Genomic DNA, 15,923 nt, shown 5'->3' with positions numbered 1-15,923 from the left:
CGGGGGGCCGTGAGCGAAGCGCGCGTGGGGGCCTCATGTCATCAGCCGGCCATCGCCTGCACCAGCAGGCGGCCCTTGGCAGCGGTCTCGGCGAGTTCTTGCGCGGGGTCGGAGTCGGCCACCACGGCACCGCCCAGCTGCAGCATCACGCGCCCGCCTTGCACGATGGCCGTGCGGATGACCACCGACAGGTCCATCGAACCGCCGGCGTCGAAGTAGCCGATCGCGCCCGCATAGGGCCCACGCCGCACCGGCTCCAGCTCTTCGATGATCTCCATCGCACGCACTTTGGGCGCGCCGGTCATCGAGCCCGGCGGCCAGCAGGCGCGCAGCAGGTCGGCCAGCGTGGCATCGGCGCGCAGGCGGGCACGGATCGTCGACACGAGCTGCCACACGCTCGGGTGCGCCTCGGCCTCGAACAGCGCATCGACCCGCACGCTGCCCACCTGCGCCACGCGGCCCAGGTCGTTGCGCATCAGGTCGACGATCATCAGGTTCTCGGCGCGGTCCTTCACGCTGGCGAGCAGGGCCTCGCGCTGTTGTGCGTCGCGCGCCGGGTCGGCATCGCGCGCGAGCGTGCCCTTGATCGGGCGCGCCGTCACGACACCGTCGGCGAGCTTGAGGAATCGCTCGGGCGACACGCTCGCAATCGCGAAGCCATCGCCCGGCAGGTAGGCCGCAAAGGGCGCCGGGTTGCGCGCCGTGAGGGCGCGGTAGAGCGCGAAGGCGTCGCCCTCGAACTCACCTTCGAGGCGGTGCGAGAGGTTGGCCTGGAAGATGTCGCCGGCAGCGATGTAGTCGAGCACGCGGCGCACCTGCGCGAGGTAGTCCCCCGCTGCGGTGCGCGAGGCCATCGCCGCAGCGCGGAAGCCGCGGGGCTCGGGCGCCTGCGGCGCCTTCTGCACCGGCGGTGCTTGCGCGCGCCTCAAGGTGTCGTCCCACACCGCTTGCCGGCCGGGCGCGATCGGCAAGCTGCAGAAGTACCACTGCGCGTGGGCATGGTCGTAGGCCAGCAGGTGGTCGCACAACAGCAGGCGCATGGCCGGCAGTGCGGGGTCGTCGGCCGCACGCGAGGGCAGGCGCTCGACGAAGCGCGCGAGGTCGTAGCCGAGGTAGCCGATCAGGCCGCCCGCGAAGTCCAGACCCGCAGGGCGCGGGCTGGCCTGGCGCGTGAAGCGGTTCATCACCGCCTGGATCGCATCGAACGGGTCGGCCCAATCCGCGGTGATGCGGCCGGTGGCGGCGTCGCGCAGCGTCGTGCGCGTGCCGATGGTCTCGAGCGTGGCCAGTGCCGGCCCGGTGACCCACGACCAACCCGACAGGCCCGGCATGTGCTTGCTGCTTTCCAGCAGCACGGTCCCATCGCAAGCCCCCAAGCGCGCGTACAGCTCCTGCGGGGTGCCGTCATGAGCCACGGGTACGATGCTGGGTTCCATTTCGCAGGCAGAGAACAGAGCGCATGAGTGTAGAGCGACGCCCCTTCCCCACCGATGCAGAGCATGCCGCGCTGCTGCGCTTGTTGATCTCGCTCGACGGCTCGACCACGCGCGCCTGCGAGGCCCTCACGCAAGCCCCGATGGAGATCAAGGTGTACCGGCAAGACGAGGTGCGCGACGTGCCCGATGCGGTGCACGAGCACCTCGGCGGCGCCGCCTGGCTGGTGCGCGTGACGGCCATGCACGCGCACGGCCAGGTGGTGATGGACAACCTGTCGTTCACGCGGCTCGACGCCGTGCCCGCGTGGTTCCTCGCGCAGCTGCGCGAAGGCAAGGCACCCATCGGTCACATGCTGCAGCACCTGTTCGTGCGGCGCGAGGCCGTGCCCTCGTCGGCCCGCGTCGAGAGCCTGCTGTGGGACCACGTCGGCCACCCCGACCGCCGCGCCAGCCGCTGCTACCGGATCGTCACCGAGCAGAAGCCGCTGATGATGATCTTCGAGGCCTTCCGCGGCGGCCTGGTGCAAGAAGACTGAGCCCGATGAGTTCTCTAGTGGATCGCAGCCTGCGCGCGGTCTGGCACCCTTGCAGCCAGATGAAGCAGCACGAGACGCAACCACCGCTGGCCGTCGCGCGCGCGCAGGGCGTGTGGCTGTACGGCACCGATGGCCGGCGCTACCTCGACGGCATCAGCTCCTGGTGGGTCAACCTGTTCGGCCACGGCCACCCGCACATCACGGCCGCGATGAAGCAACAGCTCGACACGCTCTCGCACGTCATGCTCGCCGGCTGCACGCACGCGCCGGTGGTGGAGCTGTCTGAGCAGCTGTCGGCGCTGACCGGCCTCGGCCACGCCTTCTACGCGAGCGACGGTGCCTCGGCCACCGAGATCGCGCTCAAGATGAGCGCGCATTACTGGCGCAACTCCGGCCGCGCCGAGAAGAGCCGCTTCATCGGCCTGCAGAACGGCTACCACGGCGAAACCGTGGGCGCGCTCTCGGTGACCGACATCCCGCTCTTTCGCGAAGCCTACGGCCCGCTGCTGCGCGTGAGCGCCACCGTGCCCAGCCCCGATGCGCGCGCGGCCGCGCCGGGCGTATCGGCACTCGATCACGCCCGCCACTGCGCGAACGCGCTCGAAACATTTCTCGAACAACACCACGCCGAAACCGCCGCCTTCATCGTCGAGCCGCTGGTGCAGTGCGCCGCCGGCCTGGCGATGCACGACCCCGAGTACCTGCGCCTCGCACGCGCGCTGTGCGACCGCTACCAAGTGCACTTGGTGGCCGACGAGATCGCGGTGGGCTTCGGCCGCACCGGCAGTCTCTTCGCGCACCAGCAGGCTGGCATCCGCCCTGATTTCATCTGCCTCTCCAAGGGCCTGACCGGCGGCACGATGGCGCTCTCGGTCGTGCTCACCACCGACGCGGTCTACGGTGCCTTCTACGACGACCGCACCGCTCGCGGCTTCTTGCACTCGCACTCGTACACCGGCAACCCGCTGGCCTGCCGCGCTGCCCTCGCCACGCTCGAGGTGTTCGATCAAGAAGACTGGATGGCCCGCAACCGCGCCACCGCTGCACGCCTGAGCGCGCTGTGCGAGCCGCTCACCCAGCATCCGAACGTGCTGCGCTCGCGTCAGCTCGGCATGCTGTGGGCCTTCGATGTGAACACCGACGATCCGACCTTCTCGCGCCGCTACCACGCCGCCGCGCTGAAGCACGGGCTGCTGCTGCGGCCCATCGGCAACACGCTCTACTTCATGCCGCCGTATGTGATCGACGAAGCCGAGAGCACCTGGCTGGCCGAAGGCGCGCTTGCCGCGTTGAACGACACACTGTGAGCGAAGCCCTGAGATGACAGAAAGCTACTTCGTCACCGGCACCGACACCGAAGTCGGCAAGACCCTGGTGAGCTGCGCGCTGCTGCTGCACCTGCGCGAGCGGCATCAGCACGTCGTCGGCATGAAGCCGGTGGCTGCCGGCACCATCGCGCTGCCCCACGGCGAGGAAGACAACGAGGACGCCGTCGCCCTGCGCGCCGCCGGCTCCTTGAAAGTGCCGCGCGAACTCGACAACCCCTACTGCCTGCCGCTGCCGATGTCGCCGCACCTTGCCGCGCGCGCGGCCGGCGTGCGCATCGACATCGACGTGCTGGTCGACCGCTACCGCGCCCTTGCCGCGCAGGCTGATGCCGTGGTGGTCGAAGGCGCCGGCGGCTTCCACGTGCCGCTCAACGAATCCCAGACCGGCGCCGACCTCGCGCAAGCGCTGCAATTGCCGGTGTTACTGGTGGTAGGCCTGCGCCTGGGCTGCCTGAACCACGCCCTGCTCACCGCCGAGGCCATCCGCGCCCGAGGCCTGACACTCGCGGGCTGGGTGGTCAACCGCATCGACCCCGAGATGCCCGCGCAGGCCGACAACATCGCCTACCTGAGCGAGCGCTTGCACGCACCGCTGTGGGCGGACGTGCCGCGCATGGCACGCCCGTTGCCCGGCGCCGTGCGGTGGCTGATCTGAAGCACGTTTCCCAGCGCTACGTTGTGTAGCAAAGGGCTGAGAACGCGCTCCTAGAATCCGCCGCCGTCGCATCCAACCCCTCGGATGCAATCGACAAACAAACCACACTACTGAGCACGACATGAAAAAACTTCTTCTGGCATGTGCCGCACTCCTCGTCTCCACCAGCACCTTCGCCCAGGTCTACGTCGGCGGTGTCGGCGGCTGGACCAACCAGGACGTCAACTGCGACAACTGGTCGGGCTGCGACAAGAGCGACACCGGCTTCAAGCTGTATGGCGGCTACAAGTTCACGCCCATCATTTCGGCTGAAGTGAGCTACACCGACTTCGGCAAGGTCAGCCTCGACGCACCCGGCTTCTCGGGCAGCTACAGCGGCACCGCCTTCGGCGTGGGCGCAGCCTTCACCATGCCGCTGGCTCCCAAACTGAGCGGCACCGCGCGCGTGGGCCTGGCATCCACCGATGCCGACTACAAGTGGTCCACCCTCATCGCTTCTGATTCGTCTTCAGAAGGTGGCATCGAGCCCTACTTCGGCCTCGCTCTCGGCTACGCGCTCACGCCGCAGCTCAGCCTCACCGGCAGCTTCGACTATCAGAAGTTCGACTACCCCCGCGGCTCGGGCGGCGCCACGCTGTTTGGCGTGGGCCTGAGCTACGCGTTCTGATTCTTGAGCGCTGACTACACCGATCAACTCGCCGCTCTCGACGCCGCCCACCTGCGCCGCGTGCGGCGCGTGGTGGAGGCGAAGGACGGCCCGCACCTGCGGGTCGACGGCGAGCCGGTGCTCTCTTTCGCCAGCAACGACTACCTCGGGCTGGCCCAGCACCCGGCGCTGATCCAGGCCGCGCAAGAAGCGGCCGCGCGCTACGGCGTGGGCGCCACCGCCTCGGCCATGATCTGCGGCCACGAGGCCCCGCACGAGGCACTGGAACACGAACTCGCGGCCTTCGTCGGGCGCCCGCGCGCCATCTACTTCGGCTCGGGCTACATGGCCAACAGCGGCATCGTGCCGGCGCTGGTCGGCCGCGGTGATGCGGTCTTCTCAGACGCGCTCAACCACGCCTGCCTGATCGACGGCGTGCGCCTCTCGCGCGCCGAGGCGCACATCTACCCGCACAACGACCTCGCCACGCTGGCGCAGCAGCTCGCAGGCAGCACCGCCTCGCGCAAGTTGGTCGTGACCGATGCGGTGTTCAGCATGGACGGCGACATCGCCCCCCTGCGCGAGATGCTCGCGCTGTGCGAGCGGCACGGCGCGCTGTTGATGATTGACGACGCTCACGGCTTCGGCGTGCTCGGGCCCGAAGGCCGCGGCAGCGCGGCGCACCTGGGCCTCGACTCTCCGCACCTCATCTACATGGCGACGCTCGGCAAGGCGGCAGGCGTGTCGGGCGCCTTCGTCGCCGGAGAGGGAAGCACCATCGAGTGGGTGCTGCAGCGCGCACGCACCTACATCTTCGCGACCGCCACACCGGCCATGGTCGTGGAAGCGGCCCGCGCCAGCCTGCGCGTGATCGCCCAAGAAAGCTGGCGTCGCGATCACCTCGCGACGCTGATCGCGCGCCTGCGCTCAGGCACCGATGCCTTGCGCTTCGATCACCCGGTGTCACCCACCGCCATCCAGCCGCTCATCATCGGCGGCAATGCCGAGGCGCTGGAGGTTATGCAAGGCCTGTACGCACATGGCCTGTGGGTGCCTGCCATCCGCCCGCCCACCGTGGCTGAAGGCACGGCGCGACTGCGCATCTCGCTCTCGGCGGCCCACAGTGAGACGGATGTGGATCGATTGACCGCGGCATTGCAGCGCGCGTAGGGAGTTCACTCCTGTCGCGGCGGGTGGGGTGCTCCTACCATCGCCGCATGACAGCCTACCGCCACCTGCTCGCGCCGCTCGACCTCGGCTTCACCACCCTCAAGAACCGCGTGCTGATGGGCAGCATGCACACCGGGTTGGAGGATGGCCGCAAGCACTTCCCGGCGATGGCCGAGTTCTTTGCCGAGCGCGCGCGCGGCGGCGTGGGGCTCATGGTCACCGGTGGGTTCTCGCCCAACATCGAAGCGTGGCTCAAGCCCTTCGGTGGCACGCTCAGCACGAGCGGTGGCGCGCGGCGGCACAAGCTCGTCACCGACGCCGTGCACGCCGAGGGCGGCAAGATCGCGCTGCAGATCCTGCACGCCGGGCGCTACGGCTACCAGCCGCTGTGCGTGGCACCCTCGCGCCTGCAAAGCCCGATCTCGCCCTTCACGCCGCGCGAGCTGAGCGCACGCGGCATCGAGCGCCAGATCCGCGCCTTCGTGCGCTGCGCATCGCTCGCACGCGAGGCCGGATATGACGGCGTCGAGATCATGGGCAGCGAGGGCTACTTCATCAACCAGTTCCTGGTCACGCACACCAACAAGCGCGACGACGAATGGGGCGGCGCGTACGAGAACCGCATGCGCCTTGCCGTCGAGATCGTGCGGCGCGTGCGCGAGGCCGTGGGGGCCGACTTCATCATCATCTACCGCCTGTCGATGATCGACCTGATCCCCGACGGCAGCTCCTGGCCCGAGGCGGTGCAGCTCGCCAAGGCGATCGCCGCGGCCGGCGCCACCATCATCAACACCGGCATCGGCTGGCATGAGGCGCGCGTGCCGACGATTGCCACCAGCGTGCCGCGCGGCGCCTTTGGCTGGGTCACGCAGAAGATGCGGCGCGAGCTGCGCGCCGCGGGCATGAACATCCCGCTCGTCACCAGCAACCGCATCAACACGCCCGAGGTGGCCGAGCAGTTGCTCGCCGACGAATGCGCCGACATGGTGAGCCTCGCGCGCCCGTTGCTGGCCGACGCCGAGTTCGTCAACAAGGCCGCCGCCAACCGACCCGAGCGCATCAACACCTGCATCGCCTGCAACCAGGCCTGCCTCGACCACACCTTCAAGAACCAGCTCACGAGTTGCCTCGTGAACCCCCGCGCCGGGCATGAGACCACGCTCGTGATCCGCGCCACGCCCCGCAAGAAGCGCGTCGCCGTCGTCGGCGCGGGCCCGGCCGGCCTGGCGGCGGCCACCACCCTCGCCGAGCGCGGCCACACGGTGCAGCTTTTTGAGGCGGCATCCGAGATCGGCGGCCAGTTCAACATGGCCAAGCGCATCCCCGGCAAAGAGGAGTTCTCCGAGTCGCTGCGCTACTTCCGCCAGCGCATCGACGACACCGGTGTGCAGCTCTCGCTCGACACCCGCGTGAGCGCCACCGACCTGCGCGGCTTCGACGAAGTGATCCTCGCCACCGGCGTCACCCCGCGCGACCCGCGCATCCCCGGCGCCGACGGCCCCAACGTGCTGAGCTACATCGACGTGCTCCTGCACAAGAAGCCCGTCGGCCCGCGCGTGGCCATCGTCGGCGCCGGCGGCATCGGATTCGACGTGGCCGAGTACCTCGTCACCACCGAAGGCCACTCGCCCACCTTGAACCTGGCCGAGTGGCTCGCCGAGTGGGGCGTGGCCGACCCCGAGCAGGTGCGCGGCGGCGTCGTGCGCGCGCAGCCCACGCCCCCGGCGCGGCAGGTCACGCTGCTGCAGCGCAAGAGCGGCAAGCTCGGCAAGGGCCTGGGCAAGACCACCGGCTGGATCCACCGCGCAGCCCTGCAGATGAAGAACGTGGAGATGATCGGCGGTGTCAACTACGAGCGCATCACGCCGCAGGGCCTGTTCATCACGTATGGCGAGAAACGCAGCGACGGACAGCTCATCGAGTGCGACACCATCGTGCTGTGCGCGGGGCAGGAGCCGCTGCGCGAACTGCACGAGCCCTTGCGCGCGGCCGGCATCACGGTGCACCTGATCGGCGGGGCGCACGAGGCGGGGGAGCTCGATGCCAAGCGCGCGATCGATCAGGGGACGCGGCTGGCAGCCACCCTCTAGGGTGAACCCGCGTGGCTGCCAAGCCACGCAACTGAGAGGTTAGCGAGGGATGCTTCACGGTTCCCGTGGGGAAGGAGCCTCAACGCCCGAAGCGTGATGCGGCTTGGCTTAGCCTCGCGACCCGAGCGCCTTGCCCGGCCCGCTTGGCGGCGAGATGACTCGTTCCCTAACCTACCGAGACCAACAATTCCATGAAGTTCGTTCCCCTTCTCGTCGTCGCCGCCTCACTGTTCATGACTGGCTGCGCATCCGTGGACATGGCCAGCAAAGAGGAATCGGCCAAGGCCAAGCAGTTCAAGCAGCCGAGCCCGGGCAACGCAGGCGTGTACGTCTACAGAAACAGCTTCGTGGGCCAAGCCCTCAAGAAGGACATCCTGATTGACGGCAAGTGCCTCGGCGAGAGCTCGAACAACGTCTTCTTCTTCACGGAACTTGCAGGCGGGAAGACCTACAAGTTCGACACCGAGTCGGAGTTCTCGCCGAACTCCCTCGAATTGATGCTTGCCACCGGCAGCAACTACTTCATCCGCCAGTACATCAAGATGGGTGTCTTCGTGGGCGGCGCCGGCCTGGAGTTGATGACCGAAGAGCAAGGCAAGACCGACGTGGCGCAACTCGAGATGGCGAAGCCCGGCAAGTGCGGCGACTGATCGCGCGAGACTTTCGGGCAGACAGGTCAGCTGCCTGAACCGAGGCGTCGAACTTCGACGCTTCGCGCATGGTTCAATCCTCGCCATCGCCTGATCAGCAAGGAGCGCATCGATGCCCAACCAACCCGCCTACTGGTTCCACCCCAAACGCTATGGCTGGGGCTGGGGCATGCCGTGCGCGTGGCAGGGTTGGGTGGTGATGGCGATCTTCTTCCTGCTTCTCATTGGCAGCGCGGGCTTCCTGCTCCCGCGGAGCATGCCGGGCACGTTTGTCGTGTTCAGCTCGGTACTGTCTCTCGCGCTCATCGCCGTGTGCTGGCTCAAGGGGCCGCCACCGCGCTGGCGCTGGGGCGGCAACGAGGACCAGCCTCAATGAGCAGCTATGTCGAAGGCGCGCTGACCCCGGGCGAGTCCATCGTCCATGTGGGCCGCATCAGCCTGTGGTCGCTGTGGCATCTGCTGGCCGCTGGCGTGCTGCTGCTGCCGGTGCTGGGAATCGGGCTCATCTTCCTGGTGAAAGCCTACATCCGCTACAAGACCACCGAGCTCGCGATCACCAGCAAGCGGGTGATCGTCAAGTTCGGTTTCATCCGGCGCAGCACCGTCGAGATCAACCTGAGCAAGGTCGAGAGCGTGCAGGTCGATCAGGACATCCTGGGCCGCCTCTTCAATTTCGGCACCCTGATCATTGCCGGCGCCGGCAACCCGCAGGCGCCCATCCCCGGCATCTCGGACCCGCTCGCATTCCGCAAGGCCTTCGTCCAGGCCCACGACAGCGCCGCCTGACTCAGCCGGCCACAGCCCCCACACGGTCGGCCGGATAGGGCCCCAGGACGCGCTCGCAAAGCGCCGAATCCTGGTACTCGCGCATCTCGACGATCTTGCCACCCGAGAGACGGTAGACGAGGCAGTACTCGTTCTCGTAGGGCACGCCACCCTGGGTGATCATCGCGCCGACGCCCTCCACCACCACGTGGTCGCCCTCGGCAATGAAGTGCGTGGGCGTCATGCGCCCGGCCACCTCGACCAGGGTGCGAAGGTAGCCGTACAGATCTCGCATCACCGAGTCCTTGCCGCGGAAGGTGCGTGCCCACGAGTAGCGGCCCATCACCTTCAGCGTCACGTCGTCGGCCAGGTGCTGCACGAAGAGCCGGCCATCGCCCACGGCCACGCCCGCAAAGATGTCCTGCATCAACTTCTTGTTGTCTTCAGCGTTCATGTTGAGCTCCTTCTGGTGAGAGAGATGGAATGGAGCGGCGATTCTTCGCACCGCGCCCCCGCCGGGCAAATGACGCTTGCAACCGGGCGCATGACGCGCCGTCATGCGCTCGCGGCGAGTGGCAGGCGGCCGATACACTGCCTTCATCCCCCGCCAGGACTCCAACCGCGCATGCGCCGCCTCCCCCCGTTCCCGGAACTGGTTGCTTTCGACGCGGTCGCGCGGCACCTGAGCTTCACGCGCGCGGCGCAGGAGTTGTGCCTCACGCAAAGCGCGGTCAGCCACCGTGTGCGCCGGCTCGAGGCCCACCTCGGCGTTCAGTTGATTCGCCGCCTGAACCCCGGCCTCGTTCTCACCGATGCAGGGCGTGCGCTGCTACCCGACCTGGCCTCGGCGCTCGACTCGCTCGCGCGCATCGGCACGCCACGCGAGCGCCGCCTGCGCGTCGTGGCCGCAAGCGCCTTGTGCACGTGGTGGCTGGCGTCGCGCTTGCCCGACTTCATGGCCCGGCGGCCGGGCGTCTCGATCGAGCTGGTGCCGCGCGACACGCGCGACCCGTCGGTGGTCGACGTGGACCTGTGGATCCAGTGGTCCGCGCCCGCCGAAGCCCAGCCCAGCGCGAAGCAGCGACCGCTACCCACCGAGCAGGTGTTCCCGGTCTGCCATCCACGACTGCTGCCAGGCGCACGCCCCCTGCAAGACGCCAACGCGCTGGCCGACCTGACGCTGCTGCACAAGGCGACACGCGAGAGCGGCGAATGGAGCTGGGGTCTGTGGCTCGATCGGCTCGGTGTCGCGCCGCGCCGGCGCGAAGGAAGCCGGCTCGCCTTTGCCGACATGGGCTTGATCCTCTCGGCAGCCGCCGATGGCGCCGGCGTGGCGCTGGCTCGTTCGCTGCTCGCGCACGACGCGCTGCGCGACGGGCGACTCGTGCCCGCGCTGGCGCATGCCGAGCCGATGCCCTCGGCCAAGCAGCACGTGGCGAGATGGCCTTCTCTGAAATCGGGGGATGCCGACATCAGCGCTTTGGTCGACTGGCTCGATGCCAACATGGCCCGGTCGATCGCCGAAACCGCGCAGTTGATCCAGGTGCCCGCCACGCGCCCTGTGGCCCACAAGCTGGCACGCCCGTCGGCACACTGACCACCAGCTTTACAAGCCTTGACGCAAGCGAAGCGCCGGCGTCACACACGCGCGAGACAGTCGATCCATGCCGCACCGAGCCCACTCCCTCCCCCATCCCTGGGCGCTTGCTGCGCTGGCCGGCGCGCTTGCGCTCAGTGGCTGCGCGTCGCTCACCGCGCGCGACGAGCCGCTGCCCGTGGTGGCCGTGCCGGCGCAATGGACGGCCGCGCCGCCTGCCGGCACCGCCAACGCCAACGCGACCGACCTCGCCGCCTGGTGGCAGCGTTTCAACGACCCGCTGATGAGCCAGCTCATCACGCAGGCCCTGCAGGCCAACACCTCGGTGCGCTCGGCGCAGGCCGCGCTGGCGCAGGCCCGCGCGCTGCGCGACGTGCAATCTGCGCGGCTCGGCCCGAGCGTGGGCGGCTCGGCTTCGGCGCAGCGCAACAAGGTGGGCGATGCACCCGCCGGCAACAGCTACCGGGTGGGCCTCGACGCCAGCTGGGAGCCCGACATCTTCGGTGGCCAGCAGGCGGCCGTCTCGGCCAGCGAGGCCGATGCGCGCGCCAGCGAGGCCACCCTCGGCGGCACGCAGGTGTCGATCGCAGCCGAGGTGGCTGTCGCCTACATGGATTTGCGCAGCGCCCAGGCACGCCTGGCCATCGCGCGCAGCAACCTCGAAACCCAGCAGGAGACGCTGCAGATCACCGATTGGCGCGTGCAGGCGGGCCTGGCCACATCACTCGACCTCTCGCAGGCACGCACCGCGACCGAGAACACCAGCGCGCTCATCCCAACGCTGCAGGCCACGATCGCGCAGACGCAGCACGCGCTGGCGGTGCTGACCGGCCAGCCACCCACCGCCTTGCAGGCCGAACTCGATGCCGCCCGCGCGACCCCACTCGCGCCCGACGACCTGGCGCTCAGCATCCCCGCGCAAACACTGCGCCAGCGGCCCGACGTGCGCGCCGCCGAGCAGCAGGTGAGCGCCGCGCTGGCCCGGGTGTCGCAGGCCGATGCGGCGCGCTACCCGAGCTTCAACATCAGCGGCTCGGTGGGCCTCTCGGCCATCGCGCTCAGTTCGCTCACGAGCGGTGCCTCGCTGGTCAGCGGACTGCTCGGCAGCGTCTCGGTGCCGCTCTTCGATGGCGGCGCGCTGAACGCGCAACTGCGCTCGCAGGAGGCCGCGCTGGAGCAGTCGCGCGTGGGCTACCAGGCCGTGGTGCTCAACGCGCTGCAAGAGGTTGAAGACGCACTGGCCGCGCTGCGCGGCGACCGCGAGCGCCTGCAACGCCTGCGCAACGCGAGCGAGTCGGCGCAAGACGCCTCTCTGCTCGCCAACTACCGTTACCGCACGGGGCTGATCGACTTCCAGACCGTGCTCGACACGCAACGCTCGCTGCTGGCCACGCAAGACGCCGTGGCCACCACCCAGGCCAACCTGAGCGCCGACCACGTGCGCCTGTACAAGGCGCTGGGCGGTGGATGGGTCAGCACCCCCGACGACTCCGCGCGTGCCGACGCATCCGCGCCCCGCACGCAAGGCCCATGACCATGAACGCCAACACCCACTCACAAGACCTCGCCGCGCTGCTCGACGAGCCCGCGCCCCGCCCGTGGTACCGCCGCCCGCGCACCTGGGCGATCGCGGCCGCCATCGCGCTGGTGGCCGGGGGCATCGCCTGGTGGCAATCGGGGCGCGACGCCAAGGCCGCACCGAGCTACGCCACGCAGCCGGTCACGCGCGGCAAGCTCACGCTGCAGGTCACGGCCAACGGCACGCTGCAGCCCACGCGCTCGGTCAACATCGGCAGCGAACTCTCGGGCACCGTGGCGCGCGTGCTGGTCGATGTGAACGACCGCGTGACCAAGGGCCAGGTGCTGGTCGAACTCGACACGGCCAAGCTCTCCGACCAGATCCTGCGTTCGCGCGCCTCGCTCGCCTCGGCACGCGCCCGCGTGGCGCAGGCCGATGCCACGCTGAAAGAAGCGCGCGGCAACCTCGCGCGGCTCGAAGAGGTGGCCAAGCTCTCGGGCGGCAAGGTGCCGTCGAAGAGCGAGCTCGACACTGGCCGCGCGACCGCCGAGCGCGCCGTGGCCGACCTGGGCGCCGCGCAGGCCACGGTGGCCGATGCGCAGGCCGCGCTGTCGACCGACGAGACCAATCTCAAGAAGGCCTCGATCCGCTCGCCCACCGACGGCGTGGTGCTCACCCGCACCGTGGACCCGGGCAACGCGGTGGCCGCCTCGCTGCAGGCCGTGACGCTCTTCACCATCGCCGAAGACCTGACCAAGCTGCGCCTGCAGGTGAGCGTGGACGAGGCCGACGTGGGCTCGGTGCAGGTGGGGCAGAAGGCGAACTTCACGGTCAGCGCCTACCCGGGGCGCAAGTACCCGGCCAGCGTGACGCGCGTGGCTTTCGGCTCGACGATCACCGAGAACGTGGTCACCTACGTCACCTACCTCGACGTGAACAACAGCGACCTGAGTCTGCGCCCGGGCATGACCGCCACCGCCACCATCACCGCCACCGAACGCCAGGACGTGCTGCTCGTGCCCAACACCGCGCTGCGCTTCACCCCCGCGCAATCGGGCCAGCAGCCGCAGGCCCAGGGCGGCGGCGGCACCGGCATCGTGGGCAGCCTGATGCCACGCATGCCGCGCGGCGGCGGGCAGCGGCGCGGTGGCAGCGATGCAGCGCCGGGCGCGGGCACGCCGCGCCAGCTCTGGGTGCTGCAAGAAGGCAAGCCGACCGCCGTGCGCGTGACCACCGGCATCACGGATGGGCGGGTCACGGAAGTCAGCGGCGAGGGGCTGCGCGAGGGCATGCAGGTGATCACCGAGCAAAGGGCGGGGGCCAAGTGATGCTGGGGGTTGCGTGCGTGCGGTTGAGCGGGCCTTCGATCCGCGAAGTGGACCTTGTCCTGAGCTTGTCGAGGGGTCAGGCTGAGCGAGTGGTGACATGCGTCGACCACAGAGCGCAGAAGCCTGCTCCATCTCCTGTCGAACACACACGAGCCGCTCAGCCTGAGGTATCGAAGGCCCACGCCAATCCCCGCGAAATCCGCACCCCATGACCACCCCCCTCATCCAACTGCGCAACATCAAGCGCCTCTACGGCGAAGGCGAAGCCGCGCTGTGGGCGCTCAAGGGCGTGGACCTCGACATCCAGGCCGGCGAGTTCGTCGCCGTGATGGGCCCGAGCGGCTCCGGCAAATCCACCGCCATGAACACCCTCGGCCTGCTCGACCGGCCCACCGAGGGCGAATACCTGTTCAAGGGCACGCACGTCGAGCAGCTCGGCCGCGATCAGCGCGCGCTGCTGCGCCGCAAGTACCTCGGTTTCGTGTTCCAGGGCTTCCACCTGCTGCCGCGCACCACGGCGCAAGAGAACGTAGAGCTGCCGCTGCTGTACCGCGGCGTGCCCACCAAGGAGCGCCATGCTGCTGCGATGCAGGCGCTCGCGGCGGTCGGCCTCGAAGGCCGTGAGCACCACACGCCGGCGCAGCTCTCGGGCGGGCAACAGCAGCGCGTGGCGATCGCGCGCGCCATCGTGACCCACCCGACCGTGCTGCTCGCCGACGAGCCCACCGGCAACCTCGACACCCAGCGCAGCCAGGAGATCATGGAGCTGCTGTGCCGCCTGAACACCGAGCGCGGCATCACCGTGCTGATGGTCACGCACGAATCCGACATGGCAGCCTATGCCCGGCGCATCGTGCGCTTCGTCGACGGGCGCATCGCCAGCGACACGCCGAACGCGCCGCGCAGCACGGCGGCTGCCCCCCACACCACGGAGCCCGCCTGATGCTGCTCAGCTCACTGCTGCTCGCGCTGCGTTCGATCCGGCGCAACCTGCTGCGCTCGTTTCTCACCATCCTGGGCATCGTGATCGGGGTGAGCGCGGTGATCACCATGGTCACGCTCGGCAACGGCGCAACCATGGCGGTGCAGAACCAGATCTCGAGCCTGGGCACCAACCTGCTGATGGTGCGCCCTGGCATGCGGCTCGGCCCCGGCGGCAGCGGCGGCGCGCCGGCCTTCAAGGAGGCAGATGCCCAGTTCGTCGCCACGCAGATCGGCGGCGTGCAGGCCGTGGCACCCGAGGCCCGCAGCGCGGCCACCGTGGTGGCGAACGGCCGCAACTGGTCGACCAGCATCACCGGCACCGACAACCACTGGTTCGACATCAGCAACTGGACCATCGGCGACGGCGGCCGCCGCTTCAGCGACGAGGAGCTGCAGGCCGGCGCGGCGGTGTGCATCGTCGGCCAGACGGTGCAGCGCGAGCTGTTCAGCGGCCGCAGCGCGCTGGGTGAATCGGTGCGGGTGAAGCAGTTCTCGTGCACGGTGGTGGGCGTTCTCAACTCCAAGGGCCAGGCCGCGATGGGCAACGACCAGGACGACGTGGTCGTGGTGCCGCTGCGCACGCTGCAGCGCCGCGTCACCGGCAACCAGCGCGTCAACACCCTGCTCGTGTCGATGCAGGACGGCGCCGACCCCGACAGCGTGAAGGCCAGCCTCAACACGCTGCTGCGCGAGCGCCGCAAGCTCGCCGATGCCGACGACGACAACTTCAACGTGCTCGACACCAAGCAGCTCGCCGACACGCTCTCCGGCACCACCAAGGTGATGACCACCCTGCTCGCCGCCGTGGCCGCGGTAAGCCTGCTGGTGGGCGGCATCGGCATCATGAACATCATGCTGGTCAGCGTGACCGAGCGCACCCGCGAGATCGGCCTGCGCCTGGCCATCGGCGCGCTGGAGCGCGAGGTGCTGCTGCAGTTCCTGATTGAGGCGGTGGTGCTGGCTGCGCTCGGCGGGCTGGTGGGCATCGCGATCGCCACCGTGGCGTCGTTCGGCCTGGCGATGCTGATGAACGTGCCTTACGTGTTCGATCCGGCCATCAACCTGCTGTCCATCGTGTTCTCGGCCGGCATCGGCGTGGTGTTCGGCTACTTCCCGGCACGCCGCGCGGCGCAGCTCGACCCGATCGACGCGCTGCGCCACGAGTAGGGCGACGACAGCGGGCGCAACGACAACGAGATCGACGAACGAGCATCGCCCC

At 69.2% G+C, this 15,923-nt stretch carries 16 protein-coding genes; 14 read left to right on the top strand and 2 right to left on the bottom strand.

Going from position 1 to position 15,923, the window contains the following annotated elements; genetic code table 11:
- Window positions 1-41: 41 nt before the first annotated feature.
- Window positions 42-1,436 carry an aminodeoxychorismate synthase component I gene (gene pabB, locus AC1KAR_RS10450; RefSeq protein WP_480317176.1) on the bottom strand — a complete coding sequence of 465 codons (1,395 nt, stop codon included), beginning with the start codon at window positions 1,434-1,436 and terminating at the stop codon, window positions 42-44.
- A 23-nt stretch (window positions 1,437-1,459) separates the two neighbouring features.
- On the opposite strand from pabB, the gene AC1KAR_RS10445 reads away from it, so the two are divergent.
- The 9 genes from AC1KAR_RS10445 to AC1KAR_RS10405 all read left to right on the top strand — a co-directional run bounded on the left by AC1KAR_RS10445 (window position 1,460) and on the right by AC1KAR_RS10405 (window position 9,297).
- Window positions 1,460-1,972 carry a chorismate--pyruvate lyase family protein gene (locus AC1KAR_RS10445; RefSeq protein WP_480317175.1) on the top strand — a complete coding sequence of 171 codons (513 nt, stop codon included), beginning with the start codon at window positions 1,460-1,462 and terminating at the stop codon, window positions 1,970-1,972.
- A gap of 5 nt (window positions 1,973-1,977) precedes the next feature.
- Window positions 1,978-3,279, top strand: a complete 1,302-nt coding sequence (gene bioA, locus AC1KAR_RS10440; RefSeq protein ID WP_480317173.1) for an adenosylmethionine--8-amino-7-oxononanoate transaminase — start codon at window positions 1,978-1,980, stop codon at window positions 3,277-3,279.
- Window positions 3,280-3,292: 13 nt separating this feature from the next.
- Window positions 3,293-3,955, top strand: coding sequence for a dethiobiotin synthase (gene bioD / locus AC1KAR_RS10435; protein WP_480317171.1), 663 nt, complete (start codon window positions 3,293-3,295; stop codon window positions 3,953-3,955).
- 121 nt (window positions 3,956-4,076) lie between these two features.
- The gene (locus AC1KAR_RS10430) at window positions 4,077-4,622 is read left to right on the top strand and encodes an outer membrane beta-barrel protein (RefSeq protein ID WP_480317169.1); all 546 of its coding nucleotides are present in this window, start codon (window positions 4,077-4,079) and stop codon (window positions 4,620-4,622) included.
- A 3-nt stretch (window positions 4,623-4,625) separates the two neighbouring features.
- The gene (bioF, locus tag AC1KAR_RS10425) at window positions 4,626-5,771 is read left to right on the top strand and encodes an 8-amino-7-oxononanoate synthase (RefSeq protein ID WP_480317167.1); all 1,146 of its coding nucleotides are present in this window, start codon (window positions 4,626-4,628) and stop codon (window positions 5,769-5,771) included.
- A 47-nt stretch (window positions 5,772-5,818) separates the two neighbouring features.
- Window positions 5,819-7,861, top strand: a complete 2,043-nt coding sequence (locus AC1KAR_RS10420; protein ID WP_480317165.1) for an oxidoreductase — start codon at window positions 5,819-5,821, stop codon at window positions 7,859-7,861.
- Window positions 7,862-8,052: 191 nt separating this feature from the next.
- Window positions 8,053-8,511, top strand: a complete 459-nt coding sequence (locus AC1KAR_RS10415; RefSeq protein WP_480317163.1) for a DUF2846 domain-containing protein — start codon at window positions 8,053-8,055, stop codon at window positions 8,509-8,511.
- 112 nt (window positions 8,512-8,623) lie between these two features.
- Entirely contained in the window at window positions 8,624-8,887 is a 264-nt protein-coding gene (locus AC1KAR_RS10410) for a hypothetical protein (protein WP_480317161.1), read from the top strand.
- Window positions 8,884-9,297, top strand: coding sequence for a PH domain-containing protein (locus AC1KAR_RS10405; RefSeq protein ID WP_480317159.1), 414 nt, complete (start codon window positions 8,884-8,886; stop codon window positions 9,295-9,297). The genes AC1KAR_RS10410 and AC1KAR_RS10405 overlap by 4 nt, the downstream gene beginning before the upstream one ends.
- A 1-nt stretch (window position 9,298) precedes the next feature.
- Here AC1KAR_RS10405 and AC1KAR_RS10400 read toward each other — a convergent pair whose 3' ends face one another.
- Window positions 9,299-9,730 carry a nuclear transport factor 2 family protein gene (locus AC1KAR_RS10400; protein ID WP_480317157.1) on the bottom strand — a complete coding sequence of 144 codons (432 nt, stop codon included), beginning with the start codon at window positions 9,728-9,730 and terminating at the stop codon, window positions 9,299-9,301.
- 171 nt (window positions 9,731-9,901) lie between these two features.
- Between AC1KAR_RS10400 and AC1KAR_RS10395 the strand changes: the two genes are divergently transcribed.
- The 5 genes from AC1KAR_RS10395 to AC1KAR_RS10375 all read left to right on the top strand — a co-directional run bounded on the left by AC1KAR_RS10395 (window position 9,902) and on the right by AC1KAR_RS10375 (window position 15,871).
- The gene (locus AC1KAR_RS10395) at window positions 9,902-10,873 is read left to right on the top strand and encodes a LysR substrate-binding domain-containing protein (RefSeq protein WP_480317155.1); all 972 of its coding nucleotides are present in this window, start codon (window positions 9,902-9,904) and stop codon (window positions 10,871-10,873) included.
- A 67-nt stretch (window positions 10,874-10,940) separates the two neighbouring features.
- Window positions 10,941-12,407 (top strand): efflux transporter outer membrane subunit, encoded by a 1,467-nt coding sequence (locus AC1KAR_RS10390; protein WP_480317153.1) that lies wholly within the window; start codon window positions 10,941-10,943, stop codon window positions 12,405-12,407.
- A 2-nt stretch (window positions 12,408-12,409) separates the two neighbouring features.
- Complete coding sequence (locus AC1KAR_RS10385; RefSeq protein WP_480317151.1) at window positions 12,410-13,720, top strand: efflux RND transporter periplasmic adaptor subunit; 1,311 nt, start codon at window positions 12,410-12,412, stop codon at window positions 13,718-13,720.
- Between the two features lie 208 nt (window positions 13,721-13,928).
- A complete protein-coding gene (locus AC1KAR_RS10380; RefSeq protein WP_480317149.1) occupies window positions 13,929-14,663 on the top strand; it encodes an ABC transporter ATP-binding protein in 735 nt (244 codons plus the stop codon).
- Window positions 14,663-15,871 carry an ABC transporter permease gene (locus tag AC1KAR_RS10375; RefSeq protein WP_480317147.1) on the top strand — a complete coding sequence of 403 codons (1,209 nt, stop codon included), beginning with the start codon at window positions 14,663-14,665 and terminating at the stop codon, window positions 15,869-15,871. The genes AC1KAR_RS10380 and AC1KAR_RS10375 overlap by 1 nt, the downstream gene beginning before the upstream one ends.
- Window positions 15,872-15,923: the final 52 nt, after the last annotated feature.

The organism is Piscinibacter sp. PDB1-1, from assembly GCF_056675995.1.
Note: the sequence above shows the minus strand (reverse complement) of the source record. Positions and strands in the feature narration are given on the sequence as shown.

Excerpts from the sequence above, each read along its gene's own strand:
- pabB (WP_480317176.1), bottom strand. The coding sequence starts at position 1,436 with ATGGAACCCAGCATCGTACCCGTGGCTCATGACGGCACCCCGCAGGAG.
- AC1KAR_RS10445 (WP_480317175.1), top strand. The coding sequence starts at position 1,460 with ATGAGTGTAGAGCGACGCCCCTTCCCCACCGATGCAGAGCATGCCGCG.
- bioA (WP_480317173.1), top strand. The coding sequence starts at position 1,978 with ATGAGTTCTCTAGTGGATCGCAGCCTGCGCGCGGTCTGGCACCCTTGC.
- bioD (WP_480317171.1), top strand. The coding sequence starts at position 3,293 with ATGACAGAAAGCTACTTCGTCACCGGCACCGACACCGAAGTCGGCAAG.
- AC1KAR_RS10430 (WP_480317169.1), top strand. The coding sequence starts at position 4,077 with ATGAAAAAACTTCTTCTGGCATGTGCCGCACTCCTCGTCTCCACCAGC.
- AC1KAR_RS10420 (WP_480317165.1), top strand. The coding sequence starts at position 5,819 with ATGACAGCCTACCGCCACCTGCTCGCGCCGCTCGACCTCGGCTTCACC.
- AC1KAR_RS10415 (WP_480317163.1), top strand. The coding sequence starts at position 8,053 with ATGAAGTTCGTTCCCCTTCTCGTCGTCGCCGCCTCACTGTTCATGACT.
- AC1KAR_RS10410 (WP_480317161.1), top strand. The coding sequence starts at position 8,624 with ATGCCCAACCAACCCGCCTACTGGTTCCACCCCAAACGCTATGGCTGG.
- AC1KAR_RS10405 (WP_480317159.1), top strand. The coding sequence starts at position 8,884 with ATGAGCAGCTATGTCGAAGGCGCGCTGACCCCGGGCGAGTCCATCGTC.
- AC1KAR_RS10400 (WP_480317157.1), bottom strand. The coding sequence starts at position 9,730 with ATGAACGCTGAAGACAACAAGAAGTTGATGCAGGACATCTTTGCGGGC.
- AC1KAR_RS10395 (WP_480317155.1), top strand. The coding sequence starts at position 9,902 with ATGCGCCGCCTCCCCCCGTTCCCGGAACTGGTTGCTTTCGACGCGGTC.
- AC1KAR_RS10390 (WP_480317153.1), top strand. The coding sequence starts at position 10,941 with ATGCCGCACCGAGCCCACTCCCTCCCCCATCCCTGGGCGCTTGCTGCG.
- AC1KAR_RS10385 (WP_480317151.1), top strand. The coding sequence starts at position 12,410 with ATGAACGCCAACACCCACTCACAAGACCTCGCCGCGCTGCTCGACGAG.
- AC1KAR_RS10380 (WP_480317149.1), top strand. The coding sequence starts at position 13,929 with ATGACCACCCCCCTCATCCAACTGCGCAACATCAAGCGCCTCTACGGC.
- AC1KAR_RS10375 (WP_480317147.1), top strand. The coding sequence starts at position 14,663 with ATGCTGCTCAGCTCACTGCTGCTCGCGCTGCGTTCGATCCGGCGCAAC.